The organism is Verrucomicrobiia bacterium (assembly GCA_035577545.1).
Lineage (GTDB): Bacteria > Verrucomicrobiota > Verrucomicrobiia > Palsa-1439 > Palsa-1439 > Palsa-1439.
The window spans coordinates 1-14,632 of sequence record DATLVI010000006.1 but is presented as its reverse complement, the minus strand read 5'-3'; the positions used below and the strand labels follow the sequence as shown (position 1 = coordinate 14,632).

18 protein-coding genes are annotated in these 14,632 nt (G+C 58.4%); 6 read left to right on the top strand and 12 right to left on the bottom strand.

The genetic code is table 11. The features are described from left to right. The 3 genes from atpD to VNL17_01575 form a co-directional block, all read left to right on the top strand. A partial coding sequence (gene atpD, locus VNL17_01585; protein HXI82763.1) for a F0F1 ATP synthase subunit beta occupies window positions 1-1,294 on the top strand: 1,294 nt, incomplete at its 5' end. A 7-nt stretch (window positions 1,295-1,301) separates the two neighbouring features. Continuing rightward, window positions 1,302-1,727 carry a F0F1 ATP synthase subunit epsilon gene (locus tag VNL17_01580; protein ID HXI82762.1) on the top strand — a complete coding sequence of 142 codons (426 nt, stop codon included), beginning with the start codon at window positions 1,302-1,304 and terminating at the stop codon, window positions 1,725-1,727. Further along, window positions 1,724-2,464 carry a cytidylate kinase-like family protein gene (locus VNL17_01575; GenBank protein ID HXI82761.1) on the top strand — a complete coding sequence of 247 codons (741 nt, stop codon included), beginning with the start codon at window positions 1,724-1,726 and terminating at the stop codon, window positions 2,462-2,464. The genes VNL17_01580 and VNL17_01575 overlap by 4 nt, the downstream gene beginning before the upstream one ends. Before the next feature lie 8 nt (window positions 2,465-2,472). Here the strand turns inward: VNL17_01575 and VNL17_01570 are convergent, their stop codons facing one another. Then, window positions 2,473-3,027 (bottom strand): cob(I)yrinic acid a,c-diamide adenosyltransferase, encoded by a 555-nt coding sequence (locus VNL17_01570; GenBank protein ID HXI82760.1) that lies wholly within the window; start codon window positions 3,025-3,027, stop codon window positions 2,473-2,475. Between the two features lie 6 nt (window positions 3,028-3,033). Then, a complete protein-coding gene (locus VNL17_01565) occupies window positions 3,034-3,435 on the bottom strand; it encodes a cupin domain-containing protein (protein ID HXI82759.1) in 402 nt (133 codons plus the stop codon). Here VNL17_01565 and VNL17_01560 point away from each other — a divergent pair. Beyond that, complete coding sequence (locus VNL17_01560; GenBank protein ID HXI82758.1) at window positions 3,434-3,850, top strand: secondary thiamine-phosphate synthase enzyme YjbQ; 417 nt, start codon at window positions 3,434-3,436, stop codon at window positions 3,848-3,850. The two genes, VNL17_01565 and VNL17_01560, sit on opposite strands and share 2 nt — an antisense overlap. Before the next feature lie 7 nt (window positions 3,851-3,857). On the opposite strand, the gene VNL17_01555 is transcribed toward VNL17_01560, so the two are convergent. Beyond that, window positions 3,858-4,415 (bottom strand): DUF6580 family putative transport protein, encoded by a 558-nt coding sequence (locus VNL17_01555; GenBank protein ID HXI82757.1) that lies wholly within the window; start codon window positions 4,413-4,415, stop codon window positions 3,858-3,860. A 112-nt stretch (window positions 4,416-4,527) separates the two neighbouring features. On the opposite strand from VNL17_01555, the gene VNL17_01550 reads away from it, so the two are divergent. Then, window positions 4,528-4,758: a hypothetical protein gene (locus tag VNL17_01550; protein ID HXI82756.1), complete on the top strand. Its 231-nt coding sequence runs from the start codon at window positions 4,528-4,530 to the stop codon at window positions 4,756-4,758. Here VNL17_01550 and VNL17_01545 read toward each other — a convergent pair. Further along, the gene (locus VNL17_01545; protein HXI82755.1) at window positions 4,744-5,907 is read right to left on the bottom strand and encodes an N-acetylmuramoyl-L-alanine amidase; all 1,164 of its coding nucleotides are present in this window, start codon (window positions 5,905-5,907) and stop codon (window positions 4,744-4,746) included. The two genes, VNL17_01550 and VNL17_01545, sit on opposite strands and share 15 nt — an antisense overlap. Next, window positions 5,886-6,440, bottom strand: coding sequence for a hypothetical protein (locus VNL17_01540; protein ID HXI82754.1), 555 nt, complete (start codon window positions 6,438-6,440; stop codon window positions 5,886-5,888). Before VNL17_01540 ends, VNL17_01545 begins: the two co-directional genes overlap by 22 nt. A 64-nt stretch (window positions 6,441-6,504) precedes the next feature. Here VNL17_01540 and VNL17_01535 point away from each other — a divergent pair, with 64 nt between their 5' ends. Beyond that, on the top strand, window positions 6,505-7,035 hold the full coding sequence (locus VNL17_01535; GenBank protein HXI82753.1) for a gamma carbonic anhydrase family protein: 531 nt from the start codon (window positions 6,505-6,507) through the stop codon (window positions 7,033-7,035). On the opposite strand, the gene VNL17_01530 is transcribed toward VNL17_01535, so the two are convergent. From VNL17_01530 to cpaB, 7 genes are all read right to left on the bottom strand, one after another. Beyond that, the gene (locus tag VNL17_01530) at window positions 7,032-7,436 is read right to left on the bottom strand and encodes a DUF192 domain-containing protein (GenBank protein ID HXI82752.1); all 405 of its coding nucleotides are present in this window, start codon (window positions 7,434-7,436) and stop codon (window positions 7,032-7,034) included. The genes VNL17_01535 and VNL17_01530 overlap by 4 nt on opposite strands. 21 nt (window positions 7,437-7,457) lie before the next feature. Beyond that, window positions 7,458-8,387, bottom strand: a complete 930-nt coding sequence (locus VNL17_01525; protein ID HXI82751.1) for a type II secretion system F family protein — start codon at window positions 8,385-8,387, stop codon at window positions 7,458-7,460. Between the two features lies 1 nt (window position 8,388). Next, on the bottom strand, window positions 8,389-9,381 hold the full coding sequence (locus tag VNL17_01520) for a type II secretion system F family protein (GenBank protein ID HXI82750.1): 993 nt from the start codon (window positions 9,379-9,381) through the stop codon (window positions 8,389-8,391). Window position 9,382: 1 nt separating this feature from the next. After that, window positions 9,383-10,681: a CpaF family protein gene (locus tag VNL17_01515; GenBank protein HXI82749.1), complete on the bottom strand. Its 1,299-nt coding sequence runs from the start codon at window positions 10,679-10,681 to the stop codon at window positions 9,383-9,385. A gap of 29 nt (window positions 10,682-10,710) precedes the next feature. Then, window positions 10,711-11,925 carry a response regulator gene (locus VNL17_01510; protein ID HXI82748.1) on the bottom strand — a complete coding sequence of 405 codons (1,215 nt, stop codon included), beginning with the start codon at window positions 11,923-11,925 and terminating at the stop codon, window positions 10,711-10,713. An 84-nt stretch (window positions 11,926-12,009) separates the two neighbouring features. Further along, window positions 12,010-13,542, bottom strand: a complete 1,533-nt coding sequence (locus VNL17_01505) for a pilus assembly protein N-terminal domain-containing protein (GenBank protein HXI82747.1) — start codon at window positions 13,540-13,542, stop codon at window positions 12,010-12,012. Between the two features lie 42 nt (window positions 13,543-13,584). After that, window positions 13,585-14,421: a Flp pilus assembly protein CpaB gene (gene cpaB / locus VNL17_01500; protein HXI82746.1), complete on the bottom strand. Its 837-nt coding sequence runs from the start codon at window positions 14,419-14,421 to the stop codon at window positions 13,585-13,587. Window positions 14,422-14,632 lie beyond the last annotated feature (211 nt).

Sequence of the window (14,632 nt, the reverse complement as noted above, 5' to 3'; positions counted from 1 at the left end):
GGCCAGCGGCATTCATCTGACATGCGAGGTCGCGGGCCATCTCGGCGACAATACGGTCCGCACCGTGGCGATGAACCTGACACAAGGCCTCGTGCGCGGCATGGAAGCCATTGACACCGGCGCGCCGATCACGGTGCCCGTCGGCCCGGCGTCACTCGGCCGCATTCTTGACCTCCTCGGCAATCCCATCGACGGCAAGGGCCCCATCAACGCGAAGGTGAAACTTCCGATCCATCGCCAATCGCCACCGTTCGAGGAACAGGTGCCGGCGACGAAACAGTTTGAAACGGGTCTGAAATCCATCGACCTGCTCGCCCCGTTTGCCAAAGGCGGCAAGGTCGGCTTGTTCGGCGGCGCAGGCGTTGGCAAGACCGTCCTCATTCAGGAATTGATCCGCAATATCGCCAAGGAACACAGCGGCTATTCCGCTTTCGGCGGCGTCGGTGAACGTACCCGCGAAGGCAACGATCTCTATTTGGAAATGACCGAGTCAGGTGTCATCGCCAACACCGTGATGGTGTTCGGCCAAATGAATGAACCGCCGGGCGCGCGTCTGCGCGTGGCGCTCTCAGCCCTGACGCAGGCCGAATACTTCCGCGATTACGAAAACAAGGACGTACTGCTGTTCATCGACAACATCTTCCGCTTCACGCAAGCCGGCTCGGAAGTGTCCGCGTTGCTCGGACGCATGCCGAGCGCCGTCGGTTATCAGCCGACGCTGGGCACGGAAATGGGCGACCTGCAGGAGCGCATCACCTCCACCAAGCGCGGTTCGATTACATCGGTGCAGGCAGTATATGTACCCGCCGACGACATCACCGATCCCGCGCCGGCCACAACCTTCACGCATTTGGATGGTTCTATCGTGCTTTCACGCCAGATCTCCGAGCTGGGCATCTATCCCGCCGTCGATCCGTTGGCCTCGACCTCGCGGATTCTCGACCCGCTGGTAGTCGGCGAGGAACACTACAAAGTCGCGCGTGGCGTGCAGCAGGTGTTGCAACGCTACAAGGACCTGCAGGACATCATCGCGATCCTGGGTATGGAAGAATTGAGCGAAGAGGATAAACTTACGGTCTCTCGGGCGCGCAAAATCCAGCGTTTCCTGTCGCAGCCGAACTTTGTGGCCGAACAATTCACCGGCATTCCCGGCAAATACGTGCGCATCGGCGATACCGTGCGCAGCTTCCGCGAGATCCTTGAAGGCAAACATGACGATTTGTCGGAACAGGCGTTCTACATGGTCGGCGCTGTCGAGGAAGCCCGGGCCAAGTCCGAGAAGATGAAAGCGTAACCGCGTCATGGCCGACGAGAAGACATTCCCATTTGAAGTTCTCACGCTGCAAAAGCTCTTCCTGCGCGAAGAAATCCGCTTCGTCATCGCCCCCGGCCAGGAGGGCGTGTTTGAGATCCTGGCGAACCACGCGCCGTTCGTATTCGCGCTCAAGCCCGGCCCGTTGCGGATGCGCCTGCCCGACGGACAGGACCAGTATGTCGCCGTCGGCAGCGGGTTCCTCGTGGTGCAGAAGGAGCGCACGACGGTGCTCGCGCGCAGCGCCGAGCGCCCCGAGGACATCGACGTTGAGCGCGCCCGCCGTGCGCAGCAGCGCGCGGAACAACGGTTGCAACAAGCAGCTCCCGATTTCGACATGGTCCGGGCCAAGGCCTCCCTCCAACGTGCGCTTGCGCGTTTGAAGGTTGCGGACTATGCTGTAGTCGCGAAATGACCAGGATCTCTCAGGGTTGGGTCGGCTCGGATGTCGGGGCGCGAATTGCCGCACACGTTCACGCTTGGGAAAAGATCAAGCCTCTCGGCAACACCCGTCGTCTCGAAACGTACCCGTTCGTCGCCATTTCCCGTGAATTCGGTTGTGAAGCGCTGCCGCTGGCGCAGCAGTTGGTGGAACTCCTGAACGAACGCTGCCGCCCTTCCATTCCCTGGGTGTCCTACGACCGTGAACTGCTCGACAAGGTTGCCGAGGAGTTGCACATCGAGCGCGCGATCCTCGAGATGCTGGACGGCCAGCGCCGCGACGAAATGAGTGAGCTGTTCGACAATATCATCAACCGCAAAGTGGCCGACGCCGTGGTCGTGCGCAAACTCGCGGAAGTCATCCGCACGCTGGCCGTGCATGGGCACGCGGTCCTGGTGGGCCGCGGAAGTTCGCTCGTAACGCAGGATCTTCGCAACGGCATGCACGTCCGCCTGGTGGCGCCCCGTGCCTGGCGGGTGCACACCATCGCCACCGTCCGCGATCTGTCGTTGCGCGAGGCGGAGAAGGTCGTCGATGAAGGCGAGAAACAACGCCGGCACTATATTGACACTTTTTTCGTGCTCGATCCCCACCAGCCCTTTCTTCCCGACATGGTGATCGATAACTCGCGGTTCAACCTCGTGCAGATCGCCGAGATCGTGTTTGCCGCGTTGGGATCGAGATTCGGTGAGACGCTCGTTAGTGCATAAACAGCGCGTCACTTCTTCCAGTACGTCTCTTTCGCGCCGGCCTTCTTGTTGCTCCAACGGGCCAACGTGAAAAGCGCGTCGCTCAAACGGTTCAGGTAGGGAATCACAAATTCGCCGACAGTCTCCTCTCCGCCCAGGCGTACGCAGAAACGCTCCGCCCGACGGCAAATCGTCCGCGCGACGTGCAGCTGCGCGCCGACCGGGCCACCGCCGGGAAGGATGAACTCCAGCAAGGGTCCCAACTCTTTGGTCAATTCCTCGACCTGCTTCTCCAGGTCGATGACGTGCTGGTGCTCGATATGCGGCATGCCTTTTTGAAATTTATCTGGCGGCGTGGCCAGCTCCCCGCCGAGGTTGAACAAATTATTTTGGATATGGCCCAGGCGCGCATCGAGATCGGGATCGGTATTCAGGGACCGGGCAACGCCGATTGCCGAATTCAACTCGTCCACCGTGCCGAACGCCCAGACCCGCGGCGAGTCTTTGCTGACGCGCCCGCCACCGGCCAGCCCCGTCGTGCCGTCATCACCGGTGCGTGTGACAATGTTGGTGAGCCGGGCCATTGGCGTTCAGCATTTCTGGAATTTCGCCGGGATCAGGCACATAAACTTAAAGGCCTGGTCGCTGGCGTTCTTGAATTGGTGTTGTTCGTCGGCTGGAATGTAAAGAACGTCCCCGGGCTTGATCGCCACTTCCTTGCCATCACGCCAGACCGTCCCCTGCCCTTCCATCACAAAAATCTCATGCTCATAGGGGTGATGGTGCAACGGCGTATGGCCGCCGGGCGAAACTTCGAAAATGCGCATTGCGAAATTCGGCGCGCCATCGCGTGCCGTCACCACAAGCTTGACCTGGCAATCCTTCGCGCCATCCATGTCCACCTTCTCCGAAGGAATCTCTTTGACGCTGGCAATCTTCATGGGTCGTTCTCCGGTTGTTATTCTTAGCACAAACGCTATTGTGGAAGCCATGAAAAGCTACCGCAAGGAACTCTGGTTCAACATCCCTTCGCGACGCGGCTTCGTCAACCTCACGCCCGAGATCGAGACCTGTCTGCGGGAAAGCGGGGTCAAGGAAGGTCTGCTGCTCTGCAACGCCATGCATATCTCCGCCAGCGTATTCATCAATGACAACGAATCGGGCCTGCATCAGGACTTTGAAAAGTGGCTGGAGAAACTGGCGCCTGAGAAACCTCATTCCCAATACGCCCACAATACGGGCGAAGACAACGCCGACGCGCACTTAAAGCGCACGATCATGGGCCGGGAAGTAGTTGTCGCGATCACCAGTGGAGAACTGGACTTCGGCCCCTGGGAGCAAATCTTCTACGGTGAATTCGACGGTAAACGCCGCAAGCGCGTGCTCGTGAAGATTATCGGGGAGTGACGAAATTTCAGACCCGAACTTCTGATGCCAACTCGTGTTGGCGTTCGCTCGAGAAATGCCGCACGAGTACGGCCGTCAAGGCGAACACGGCCATGAAGGCCCAGTCACCAATCACGGTGCCGCGCAGGAACGGCAAGGCGGCGGCATAACATTCCATCAGGCCAGAGAACGTCTTCACGTAGGGCGCGTTTGCGAGATTCAATCCGAACAGCCAGACAGCGAAATTGCTGACCAGGAAGAAAAGAAATGGCGTCGCGAGCGCCGCGCCAATCTTGACCCCGGGTTTCCGTCCACGGGCCCACAGGCCAAGCAGGCCGACCAGCAGGAACGCGCCATAATCAAACGCGCGCGGCCAGTAGAAAGCGGGGTAACCCATTTGCATGTTGAGGATGATGTCCGTCAGCACCAGCACCGCCAGCGGCACCCACAGCGCAAAGCGGCGTCCGAGGTACATGCCGCCAACTAGGGCCATGGCGGCCAGCGGCGCGATGTTCCACCACTGGAACTCGTGTGCCGCCAGCCGGAAAATCCCCGCCCCCAACACCATCAAGATCGCCAAAATCATGGAATCATTCTGGGTGCGTCGCCGGTGAAAATCAACTCGAAAAGTGCCCTCACATTAGGTAGTTCCAGAGGGGCCGTTCGCGCGGTCCCACAAGCTGTGCTACCGTAAGGCCATGTTTCCGAGCGAACAGGCCTACCGCAGATTGCAGCGACGTATCGATCGCCTCAGCTTTCTCATTGTGGCCACGGACATTTCCGAGCGCGACATCGGCATCGAACGGCTGTTTCTGCGGACGGAAGCTGCCCGCCTGTTTCCCGAGCGGTTCCGCTTCTACGACATGCTCTACGAGAGCCGCTTCCGTAGATTGGTGGAGCAATTTCGCCACAAGCTACCGGGCAATTAACCGGCTCAATCCCTCCGCCACCGCGTCGGCGTATTCGCGAAAGATGCTTTTCATGGGCGCGCCGTTCACGTCACGGAGGCCTTCATAATCGCCCATCTGGACGCGTTGATAGACAACACGATTGTTCTGGTAGTACGGTTCGAGGAAGACGACGGGGCCGTTGACGAGCCGATTCGCCGCGAGGTTGCGGGCGAAGACGTACGGGTTATCACCCACGTGAACCGAGCCACTGTTCGGGCCATATTCCACAGGAGGAAGTTTCGTAGCGCGCGCGAGCGCAGTGGCAATCGCCCCGGCGGTGGCCAATTCCGTGGAGTGCGAGCGTTCCAGGAGTTTTTCCAGCAACCGCAGCTTCTGGTCGTCGTCTTTCAGTTCCGATGCGAGGTAGTTGCCATTGACGAAGACCACCAGGCGGTTGTCATCCACCAGATCCTGGCATTCATCCCACTCGATGGCGTTCACGTGGAGGCAGATCGTGAGGTCTGGTTTGATCTTTTCGTTCAACAGATTGGCGCGAGCGGCGATCTCGGAACTGCGGTAAAAGAGCAGTTCGGCGCGCTTGCGGACGGCATCGGCAAACGCAGCTTCGCGTTCCAACGGCGGGAAGGTGTCGAAGCGCATGGACGCTTTGATCTCTTGCTCGGCTTGCGCTTGGAAGTCCTCCGGCCGCTTGTCAGTCACGGGCTCAAAGTTGTCCTTGGTGAGGAACACCTGTGCTCCCGCCGCTTCGAGCCGCGTCTTGAGCAGGCGGGCGACCATCAGATTGAGTTCGGCCTCCTGCACCGGACGGTCCTTGCCACGCTCGAAGAATCGTTCCTCCATCCGCGCCCAGGCGCCGCCGATGTGGCCGGGATCCAGGGCGATCCGCTTGAAACGCAGGAGCGGAACACTGGGAGATGCGGCGGCGAATCGCAACGTGAAGAGAGCGTTGCTCTTTTCCGTCGCGGAAAAGATGGTGACCGAGTTCGTGCCAAAGCCCAGGTAATTCGTCAGCGCGCCGGATGGGCAATAGACCTTCGTTAGGAGAGTGTCAAACTCGGCGCGCGAAATCGTCTGCTGGTACCGTTCCAACACCGACCAATCAGCCGCCAGAGCCGCCGTGCTACCAAGGCTCGCAATGAACAGCGCTAGGAGCCGGGTTCGTCCCATTCGGCAGGGCTCCATTGGAGGATTTCATTGATCGCATCGAAGCAGTGAATGTTCTCGGACGCGACGTAGCGGTCGCGGTCGAGTGCCGCGAGTTCCTCCTGCATTTCCAACTCCGTGCAGTCACAGGCGTAGCTGTGCGTGGCGTTGAGCTTGCGGATGCGAGCGGCGCTGAGCGCATCGAGAAAATCGTAATAAACGCCCGTTTCTTCGTCATTCATCAGCGGCAGGGCGAAGAGCTGCCCGCCCGCGTCAAAGTCGTCCTCTTCGGCGGGCGCAAGGCGGAGACGATCGTCATCCAGTTCGGACTCAAGTTGGAACAACTGGAAAGCGTCCTCGAGGAGTTGACGCTGGAAACCGTAGGACTGGTATTCCTCCAGTATTTCGACCAGATACTCGACCTGGCGTGGGTCGAGCAGGCCGCGGGCGCCCTCGCCCCAGTACACATCCGTGCTGGCTTCATCGAGCCACCAGTTCATATCACCACCGAGGCGGACAACGATCCATTTTGGCGGCGTTGGTTTTCCTTTCGTCATACGACAGTCGAATCTTGCCAAATCTGCTTTGCATTTTGCAACGAGCATCGCCAGAATTCGCATCATGGGAAATGTCCTTGAATACCTAGGCAAAAAGCCGCAACTCGGCGCGGGCGTGTTCATCGCCGACAGCGCGCGAGTGATTGGCGACACACAGATCGGGGAACAGTCGAGCATCTGGTTCGGCAGCGTCCTGCGTGGCGACATCAACCGGGTCGTCATCGGCCATCACACGAACATCCAGGACAACAGCGTGTGCCACGTCGCGGACGACCATGCGTGCGTCGTGGGCAGTTATGTGACCGTGGGGCACCGCGCGATCTTGCACGGGTGCACGGTGCACGACGAGGTGCTGATTGGCATGGGGGCGGTGCTGATGAATGGTGTGGTGGTTGGCGAACAGAGTATCATCGGTGCGGCAGCCTTGTTGACCGAAGGATTGCAAGTACCGCCGGGTTCGCTGGTTTACGGAGCGCCCGCCAGGGTGGTCAGCGCCCTCAGCGCGACGGAACGCGTGAAGATCAAGGGTTGGGCCGAAAAGTATTGCCGGGTGGCAGGGAATTACCTGATCCCGAGAGCCGACCGACGGGCCTAGGAGCTGGTCGGCATCTTTTCCGTCCCGGCAACGCGCCCGCTGGTCAAAGTGTCGCTGTTGGCGGTGCGAATCTGAATCTGGTCGCCTTCCCCCGTGCGCGAGGTATCGAGCGCCCCGACGGGAACTTCCAGGACGTAAACAGACTTCTTGACGGCACACATACGATATGGGGGCAGGGCCTTCACGGCGCGGATGACGCAGAAGTCCTTATCGAGAAACAGCACGTCGATGGGAAAACGCATCGCGAACGTGTGAATGCCATGGCAGCGATCAATGAGCAGGCCTTCGCCCTTGTCGAGGTGCCCCCGGTTCAGCAACCCGACCATGCGCTTCAGGACGGTATTGGCGAAATGGCAATTGTCGGAGACGACTGTTTTCTTCGTGGCGTTAACCAAAACCATCGAAATCTACTCCTGCGCCTTTTACTGGAGTTGGCGCCAAATGCTCACGATTGCGGGTCCGAGCAAAACGATGAAGAGCGCGGGAAAAATGAACAGGACCAGGGGAAACACGATTTTGATCGGGGCCTTCATGGCCTGTTCTTGCGCGCGCTGGCGGCGACGGACACGGATCGAATCCGCCTGAATGCGAAGCGTATTGGTGATGCTGCCCCCCAGGCGACTGGCGTGCACCACGGCCGTAATGAACGTCTTCAGGTCGTCCACTCCGGGTCGATTGCCCAAATCCTCCAGGGCCTCCAAGCGAGGTTTGCCAAGGCGGATCTCATTCAGGGTCTTGGAAAACTCCTCCGCCAACGGCCCTTTGATTTTGCGCATCGTATAGCCGACTGCGGCATCGAAACCCATGCCAGCTTCGACGCTGATTGAAAGAATATCAATCGAGTACGGCAGGTTTGTTAGGATCAGGTCCTGCCGTGTCCGTATTTTCCTGCTGAGCACAAACTGCGGCAGGCCGTATCCGCCCACCGCTCCGAGCAGTAATAGCAGTATATTGGTCGGGTCCGTGTAGCTTAACTGTCCCCCTGGCGCACCCCTGACGATAATCACCAGGAACACCATGACGACGCAGGCGGAGGCACTGAACCAGCAGAGGCCAATCAATTGTCTCGCGGTCACGCGCGGGAAAAGCCCGGCCCTCACGAGCTTCTTGTGCGTGCGTTCGGACATCTCGGCCGGCGTGTACCCGCGAAAGAGTTTCGCCACGGAATCGCCGAGCGGCAACAGCACGCGCTGAACAAACGGTTTCGCCAACTCCTCTTCCGCCGTTTGGGCGTCCGCGATCATGATCTGTTCGATGCGCTTGCCGACGGTAAATTGATCCGACGTGCGGTAGAACCCCACTGCCGCGAGTATAATCGCCAAAATTACCGTAATGACGGTGAAGATAAACATATCAGACCTTCATGGAGACGATCTTGTAGATCATGTAAAACCCAATAAACTGCCAACCCACTGCCGACACCAGCATGACTACGCCCATCGATACATCGTGGCCCAGGAAATGCCACCAGATCGGAGGCCCAAACATGGAGTTAAAATAATCCGGGGCCGTCACGATCAGGACCAGAAAAACCACGAAGGGCATCAAACCGACCACGAACCCTGAGAGCTTGCCCTGCGTCGTCAACACACGCACATCTCCTTGAATGCGCAACCGCTCGCGGATCGTCTCGGCGACCTTTTCCATGATCTCGGTCAGATTGCCGCCGACGTCCTTTTGCACGAGGTAGGCGCCAATGACAATGTCCAGGTCCTGGCTGTTCACGCGGCGCCCGAGGTTCAACAGCGCATCGTCCACCGTCGTGCCCAAATTGACCTCCCGCAACATACGGTTCAATTCCTTGGAAATCGGATCGCCCATCTCTTTCGCAATAAGCTCCAGCCCCTTGAGGAAGCCGTAGCCAGAGCGCAGGGAGTTGGTCAACAACATAAGCGCATCGGCCAATTGTCGGACGAACTTGGCGCGGCGCCGGTTCTGATGCACGCGCACGAACATAATCGGCGCGATAAAACCAATCACAGCCAGGATGACCCCGCTATGGAAATAGCCGAAAAAGTAGCGGCCGATTATGTACCCCAGGCCCACGAGCACCACCCGCAGTAACAGATACTCGGTGGGACGCATCGGAATATCAGCGCGCGCGAGGTCTTCCTCCACCCGCAACATGTACCCGGACCCAAACACCATGTGCAAGAACCGCGGAAGCTGACTCAGCCTCTGCAATTCATCATCGGTGTTCCGCGCAGCTTCCTCTTCAATGTTGGCGTATGTCTCGAGACGCTCGGCCAGGATGGCACGCCGCCGCGTCATCTGCAAATACACGCCGTAGGCGAGCAACAGAACCGCCGCCACAACCAGAATGTAGATGACTGACAGAATGGGCATGTTAACGAACCTCGCTCGTTCTCTTAAAGATCTCTGAGGGCAAATGGATGCTCGCTGAATTGAAGCGGTCGATAAACTTCGGCACCATCCCCGTGGCTTGCATCGTTCCCAACACCTTGCCGCCTTCGCCGACGCCCTTCTGCTGGAAAGTGAACAGATCCTGCAAGACGATCACGTTGCCTTCCATCCCCTGGATTTCAGTCACGCTGATGACCTTGCGGCTGCCGTCGCTCAAGCGCCCGATTTGGACGATCATGTGCACCGCCGCGGCGATCTGCTCGCGGATGGCGCGCGAAGGCAGCTCCATGCCGGACATCATGACCATCGTCTCCAGGCGCGCCAGCGCATCGCGTGGCGTATTGGAGTGAACCGTGGAAATGGAACCTTCATGGCCGGTGTTCATCGCCTGTAACATGTCGAGAGCCTCGCCGCCGCGCACTTCGCCGACCACAATGCGGTCAGGACGCATACGCAGGCAATTGCGGACGAGGTCGCGAATTTTGATTTCACCCTTGCCTTCGATATTGGGCGGGCGCGACTCGAGCCGCACGACGTGAGGTTGGTGGAGCTTCAATTCCGCCGCATCCTCGACCGTAACCACGCGTTCGCCTTCAGGAATGAAGGACGAGAGGACATTAAGTAGCGTCGTCTTGCCCGCACCGGATCCACCCGATACCAGCACGTTGAGCTTGACCTTTACACAGGCGGCCAGGAAGGCCGCCATGCCCTGGGTCAGGGTGCCAAACCCGATCAGGTCCTCCACGGTGTACGGGTCGACCGAGAATTTACGAATCGTGAGCACCGGGCCGTTGAGGGACAGCGGCGAAATGATGGCATTCACGCGCGAGCCATCGGGCAGTCGGGCGTCCACCATCGGGCTGGATTCATCAACGCGGCGGCCCAGCGGGGTGACTATTTTGTCGATGACGTGGCGAATATGCTGGAGGTCACGGAATTGGATGTCTGTCAATTCAAGTTTGCCGAACCGTTCGCAATAGACCTGGTCGGGGCGGTTGACCATGACTTCGGTGACGGTCGGGTCGCGCAGCAGCGGTTCGATGGGCCCAAAGCCGAGAATCTCGTCGGCCATGTCGGAGACCAGCCGGTTGCGCATCTGGCGCGAGAACGGCAACTTTTCGGAACGAAGCTTCTCCTCGACCAATTCCTCGACGCGCCGACGCAACAGCGCCTCGTCGCCTTTTTCGAGAAGTTTCTGGTCAATATTCTGGATCAAGTACGCCAGAATGGCGTTCTTGGACTCGAGATATAATTGTGTGCTGATTTCCGGGGTGTTCGCCATAGTCCGCCACGCCTCACGCTAACTCACATTTATTGCATAAACGAAAACCATTTCCCTGATCGTTTCTTTGCAGACATGCCTGCCGGCGACACCATTTCCGCCAGGGTCAGGACCGCCCTCGACACGGGCTTGCCGGGGCTGGAGCTGACAAAAGCCTGGCCGAGGTTCACCGATGAACCTACGAGCCCGTCGTCACTGGGGATCTGTGTCGTCACTGGAAACTCCAGAATCGTCTCGACCTCCGACGCGGAGATTTCCTTCGAATTTGTGGAGCGATTAACGATGACGCGAATCTTCTCCTTCGGGTAATTGGCGGCAAGGAGATTCTTCAAGTAAAGCTTCCCGTCGCGCAACCGCGGTAAATCCATTCCCACGACCACAAGAATCAGATCCGAGTAATCCATCGCGGCAAGAGTGGACTCCAGATTGGCGTAGCCGGTATCGATGACCGTGTACTCGTAGTTCTCGCGCAAAGCTTCGAGGATGCTCTGCACCATATAGCGAGAGAGCGTCGAGCCGTCAAAGGTTCCCGTCAACGGGGCCGCCAGCACTGAGACACCCGACGCATGCTTGGACATGACGCTGTCAACGACATCGTAGTCAATGCCACCGAAACCCGGCAACAGATCGCCCAACGTGCGCTTCGGCGAAACATCCAGGAGCATGGCGACATCGCCGCCCCACAGGTTCAGGTCGACTAGCGCCACTTTTTCACTCACGCCGGCCAGGGCCACTGCAAGATTTGCCGCAATGACAGTCTTACCACAGCCGCCGCGCGGACCGGTGATGGTGATGACCCGTCGTTTCGCGGTTTCCGTCTCCACGGGCGCCGAGGGTGCCGTGGTAGTCGCGCGTTTCGCCGCCTTCGACTGGATGCCGTGGACTTTGCGGACTTCTTCGAGGAGCCGATCCACCGGGAACGGGTGGGTAAGGAATTCTTTGATGCCGGCGCGGAGCATCTTGTGCCAGACCTCCTGGCCCTCCGAGCCGGTCAGGATAAGGATCACACCCACTTCGGGGAGTTCAGACGAGAGCTGTTCCGCGACCGTTAGCCCGCTAACAATCGGCAGATCTTCTTTGATGAGCACGACGGATGGTCGGTGTCGCTTGACGAGTTCCAGGCACTCCTTGCCATCGCGCGCTTCTCCAATGACCTCGATGTCCTGCTCGTTGGCGAGCTGGCCCTTGAGCTTTTCACGCTCACTGAGCTCGTTTTCCGCAATGATGACGGTGATGCGATCCATAGTTCCAGCTTACAACGCTCTTGCCAGTATACGCCTATATATACCTAGCACTTTCGATACCGGCAAGCGCCAACGTCCCCGCCATTACTCCGCCGGTCGGGACGGAGAATAGTTTGTCGATGGCTCCTGGGCCGGGGTGCCGGTTGCCGGCTGGGCTGCAACGGGCGGTGTTGCCACTGTCGGTGCAGTCGCTGCCGGCTGCGCCGTCGCCGGTTTTGCTGTCGACGCAGGCTTCGTGGCCGGTGCCGCACTGGCCGCCGGTTTGGCTGCTTTCTTGGCCGGCTTCACGGAATCCTCGTCATTCACAGGAAAGCCCATGTGCTGAGGATTGTGCAAGCCCCAGTCATCCTTCTTATCCGGCGGCTCGATCATCTTTCCCTTGTTCCATGTCGTAACCCAATGCTGCAATCCAGGGGTCTTCGGGGCACTGGCCATGTCAACGTCGATGTCCTTGATCACTTCCGGTGTCATGAAAAACAGCACTTCTCGCTTGGATTGGTCGAACTGTTTGTCGCGAAACAGCGCGCCAATGACCGGAATCTCAGCCAGCCAGGGCAGCTTCCGCAGCACGTCGCGATTGACGTTGTTTTCCAATAAACCACCAATCACGATGGTTTGCCCGTCGTTGACTTGCAGCGTGGTATCGGCCGTTTTGGCACCGATAATCGGAATGCTATTCGCACCCGTGCCGATCACCTGACTGACTTCCGCATGAATGGTCGTGTTAATCCGGTTTTCGCTGTCGGCCGTGGGTTTGATCTTCATGCGCACGCCGACTTCCTTGAATTCGACCGTGAACGACTGGGGCAATTGCTGGATGATGGGAATCTCTTCGCCGACGAGGAAACTCGCTTCCTTCCCACTAAAGGTCACCAGGGTGGGCTCCGAAAGCAAGCGTCCATAGCTCTTTGTGATCAGCATATCCAACAGCATCGTCAATGTCACGGTGGTCGGGGTGATCGAGCTTCCCGCGGAGCCAAACTCGCTGGCGGTCGGGATAAAGCCATTCACGATCGATCCGCCGCCGATATACTGCATGGCGTACTGTACCTGGCCTTGCGGTCCAAACCATTGGAAACCGATGTTCTTGATGGCCTCTGTATTTACCTCCGCGATGCGGATGCGGACCTTGATCTGGCGGGGCTTCGTGACTTCCAAAAGATTGACGACTTGCGCCTTGTAAGCGCCGGCGATCAGCGCCGCGCGCTGCGCTTCGATTTCGTCGTTCACCTTCCCGTCAAGCACCAGCGCATCGCCAATTGCATGGACGTTGATGTTGTTGTTTCCGATCATCTGGCGGATGGTGACCGCTGCCGCGTCGTTGCCGACTTCAATACGATACATCAGGGTTGCCGAGTTATCGTTTTTGACAATCGTCAGGGTGGTGACACCGGCTTTCTTGCCGATAATGCTGAGTTCCTTGTCGGACAGATTGACGACGTCCGCGATGGACGGATCGGCCAGGGCAATTTTCGAGACGTTCTCGCTCGGAACCACTACGGACTCACCAACACTCACCTGGACGGTTTGCTGTTCAGCGCGGACGTCGGAAATCACCAATAGCCCGGCCAACAGCACCGCGATAATCCCCACTCCCCTCCATTGCATCTTCTTCATGTTACGCTGTCCTTTCCTTTTTCGAATTCCTGTGAACTCCAACTATTCTTGCGGTACGGTCGTCTCTTGTGAACCCCGGTAAACCTTGATTTCCGGCCGCTGGTTTCGTGGCGGACTGATGATGATCGGTGTCGACTTCAGCGTGTCGGGAGCCGTCGTAGAGAATCTAAGGGTATTGGGGCCGAGGAAATCCCGTGTGCCAACACCCTGACTCGCGATTACCGCTTTCTCGTTAATACCGCGTAGCGCCACCCGCAACGCACCGGCGCGATCCGCGGCCGTAAGCAATTCCGCTTCTTCCGGCTTGACCGCCAGCGTCATCGAACTCTTGGCGCCTTGCTTGCCCTGCTGATCGGTCACGCCCTCGTTGACGGCGAGCACGAGCACGTTTTGCAGGATCATCTGCGTGGTTTCCTGGTGCGCGACCGGATCCGTATAAGTGGCCAAAATATCAACGCGATCGCCGGGTTTTACGGAGCTACCGGCGGCCATGACTTCGCCGGCGCCGATGGCAATAGCGCGCATGCCGGGGGGAATGTCGAACGCCAGTCCTGGAGCCTGTCCCTGACCGAGGAGATCAGATGTACGAATTTGTTCTTTGGCCTTGATTCTCACCAACGTAGTATGTCCGTCCGCTTCCTGGGGATTTCGGATGACACCGTCGATAACAAGTTCTTTCGGATAGCGGGTCAAGGTAATCATTTCGCGGGTTATTTTGGTGCGAGCCGGGATATCCTGCAGCGCGGTAACCACTTCAGTCCAATACTTCTCGGACTGCAAATCCTGCTGCCGCTTCATATTCCAAACCAAGTAAATGGCGGCTATTGCCAAAACGACAGCAATCAAAATGATCCCGCCTGCACCAGATTTCTTAGCCATTGAGTCCTCCTTGTTCGACTTTGCGTGCTAAGGCAAGCAGATGCTGTGCCCTGCTGCAAAGAATTGCAACATCAAAATTGAGAAAAAGGGGACGGACAGAGAGGCCAGCCCGCGTCATAACAGGACAGGGTTTATTGCACCTGTTTGCGAACCAGAGGATTGGGTGCATCCACCGGGTTGCCGCCTGATCCTCCGAATGAACATTAACACA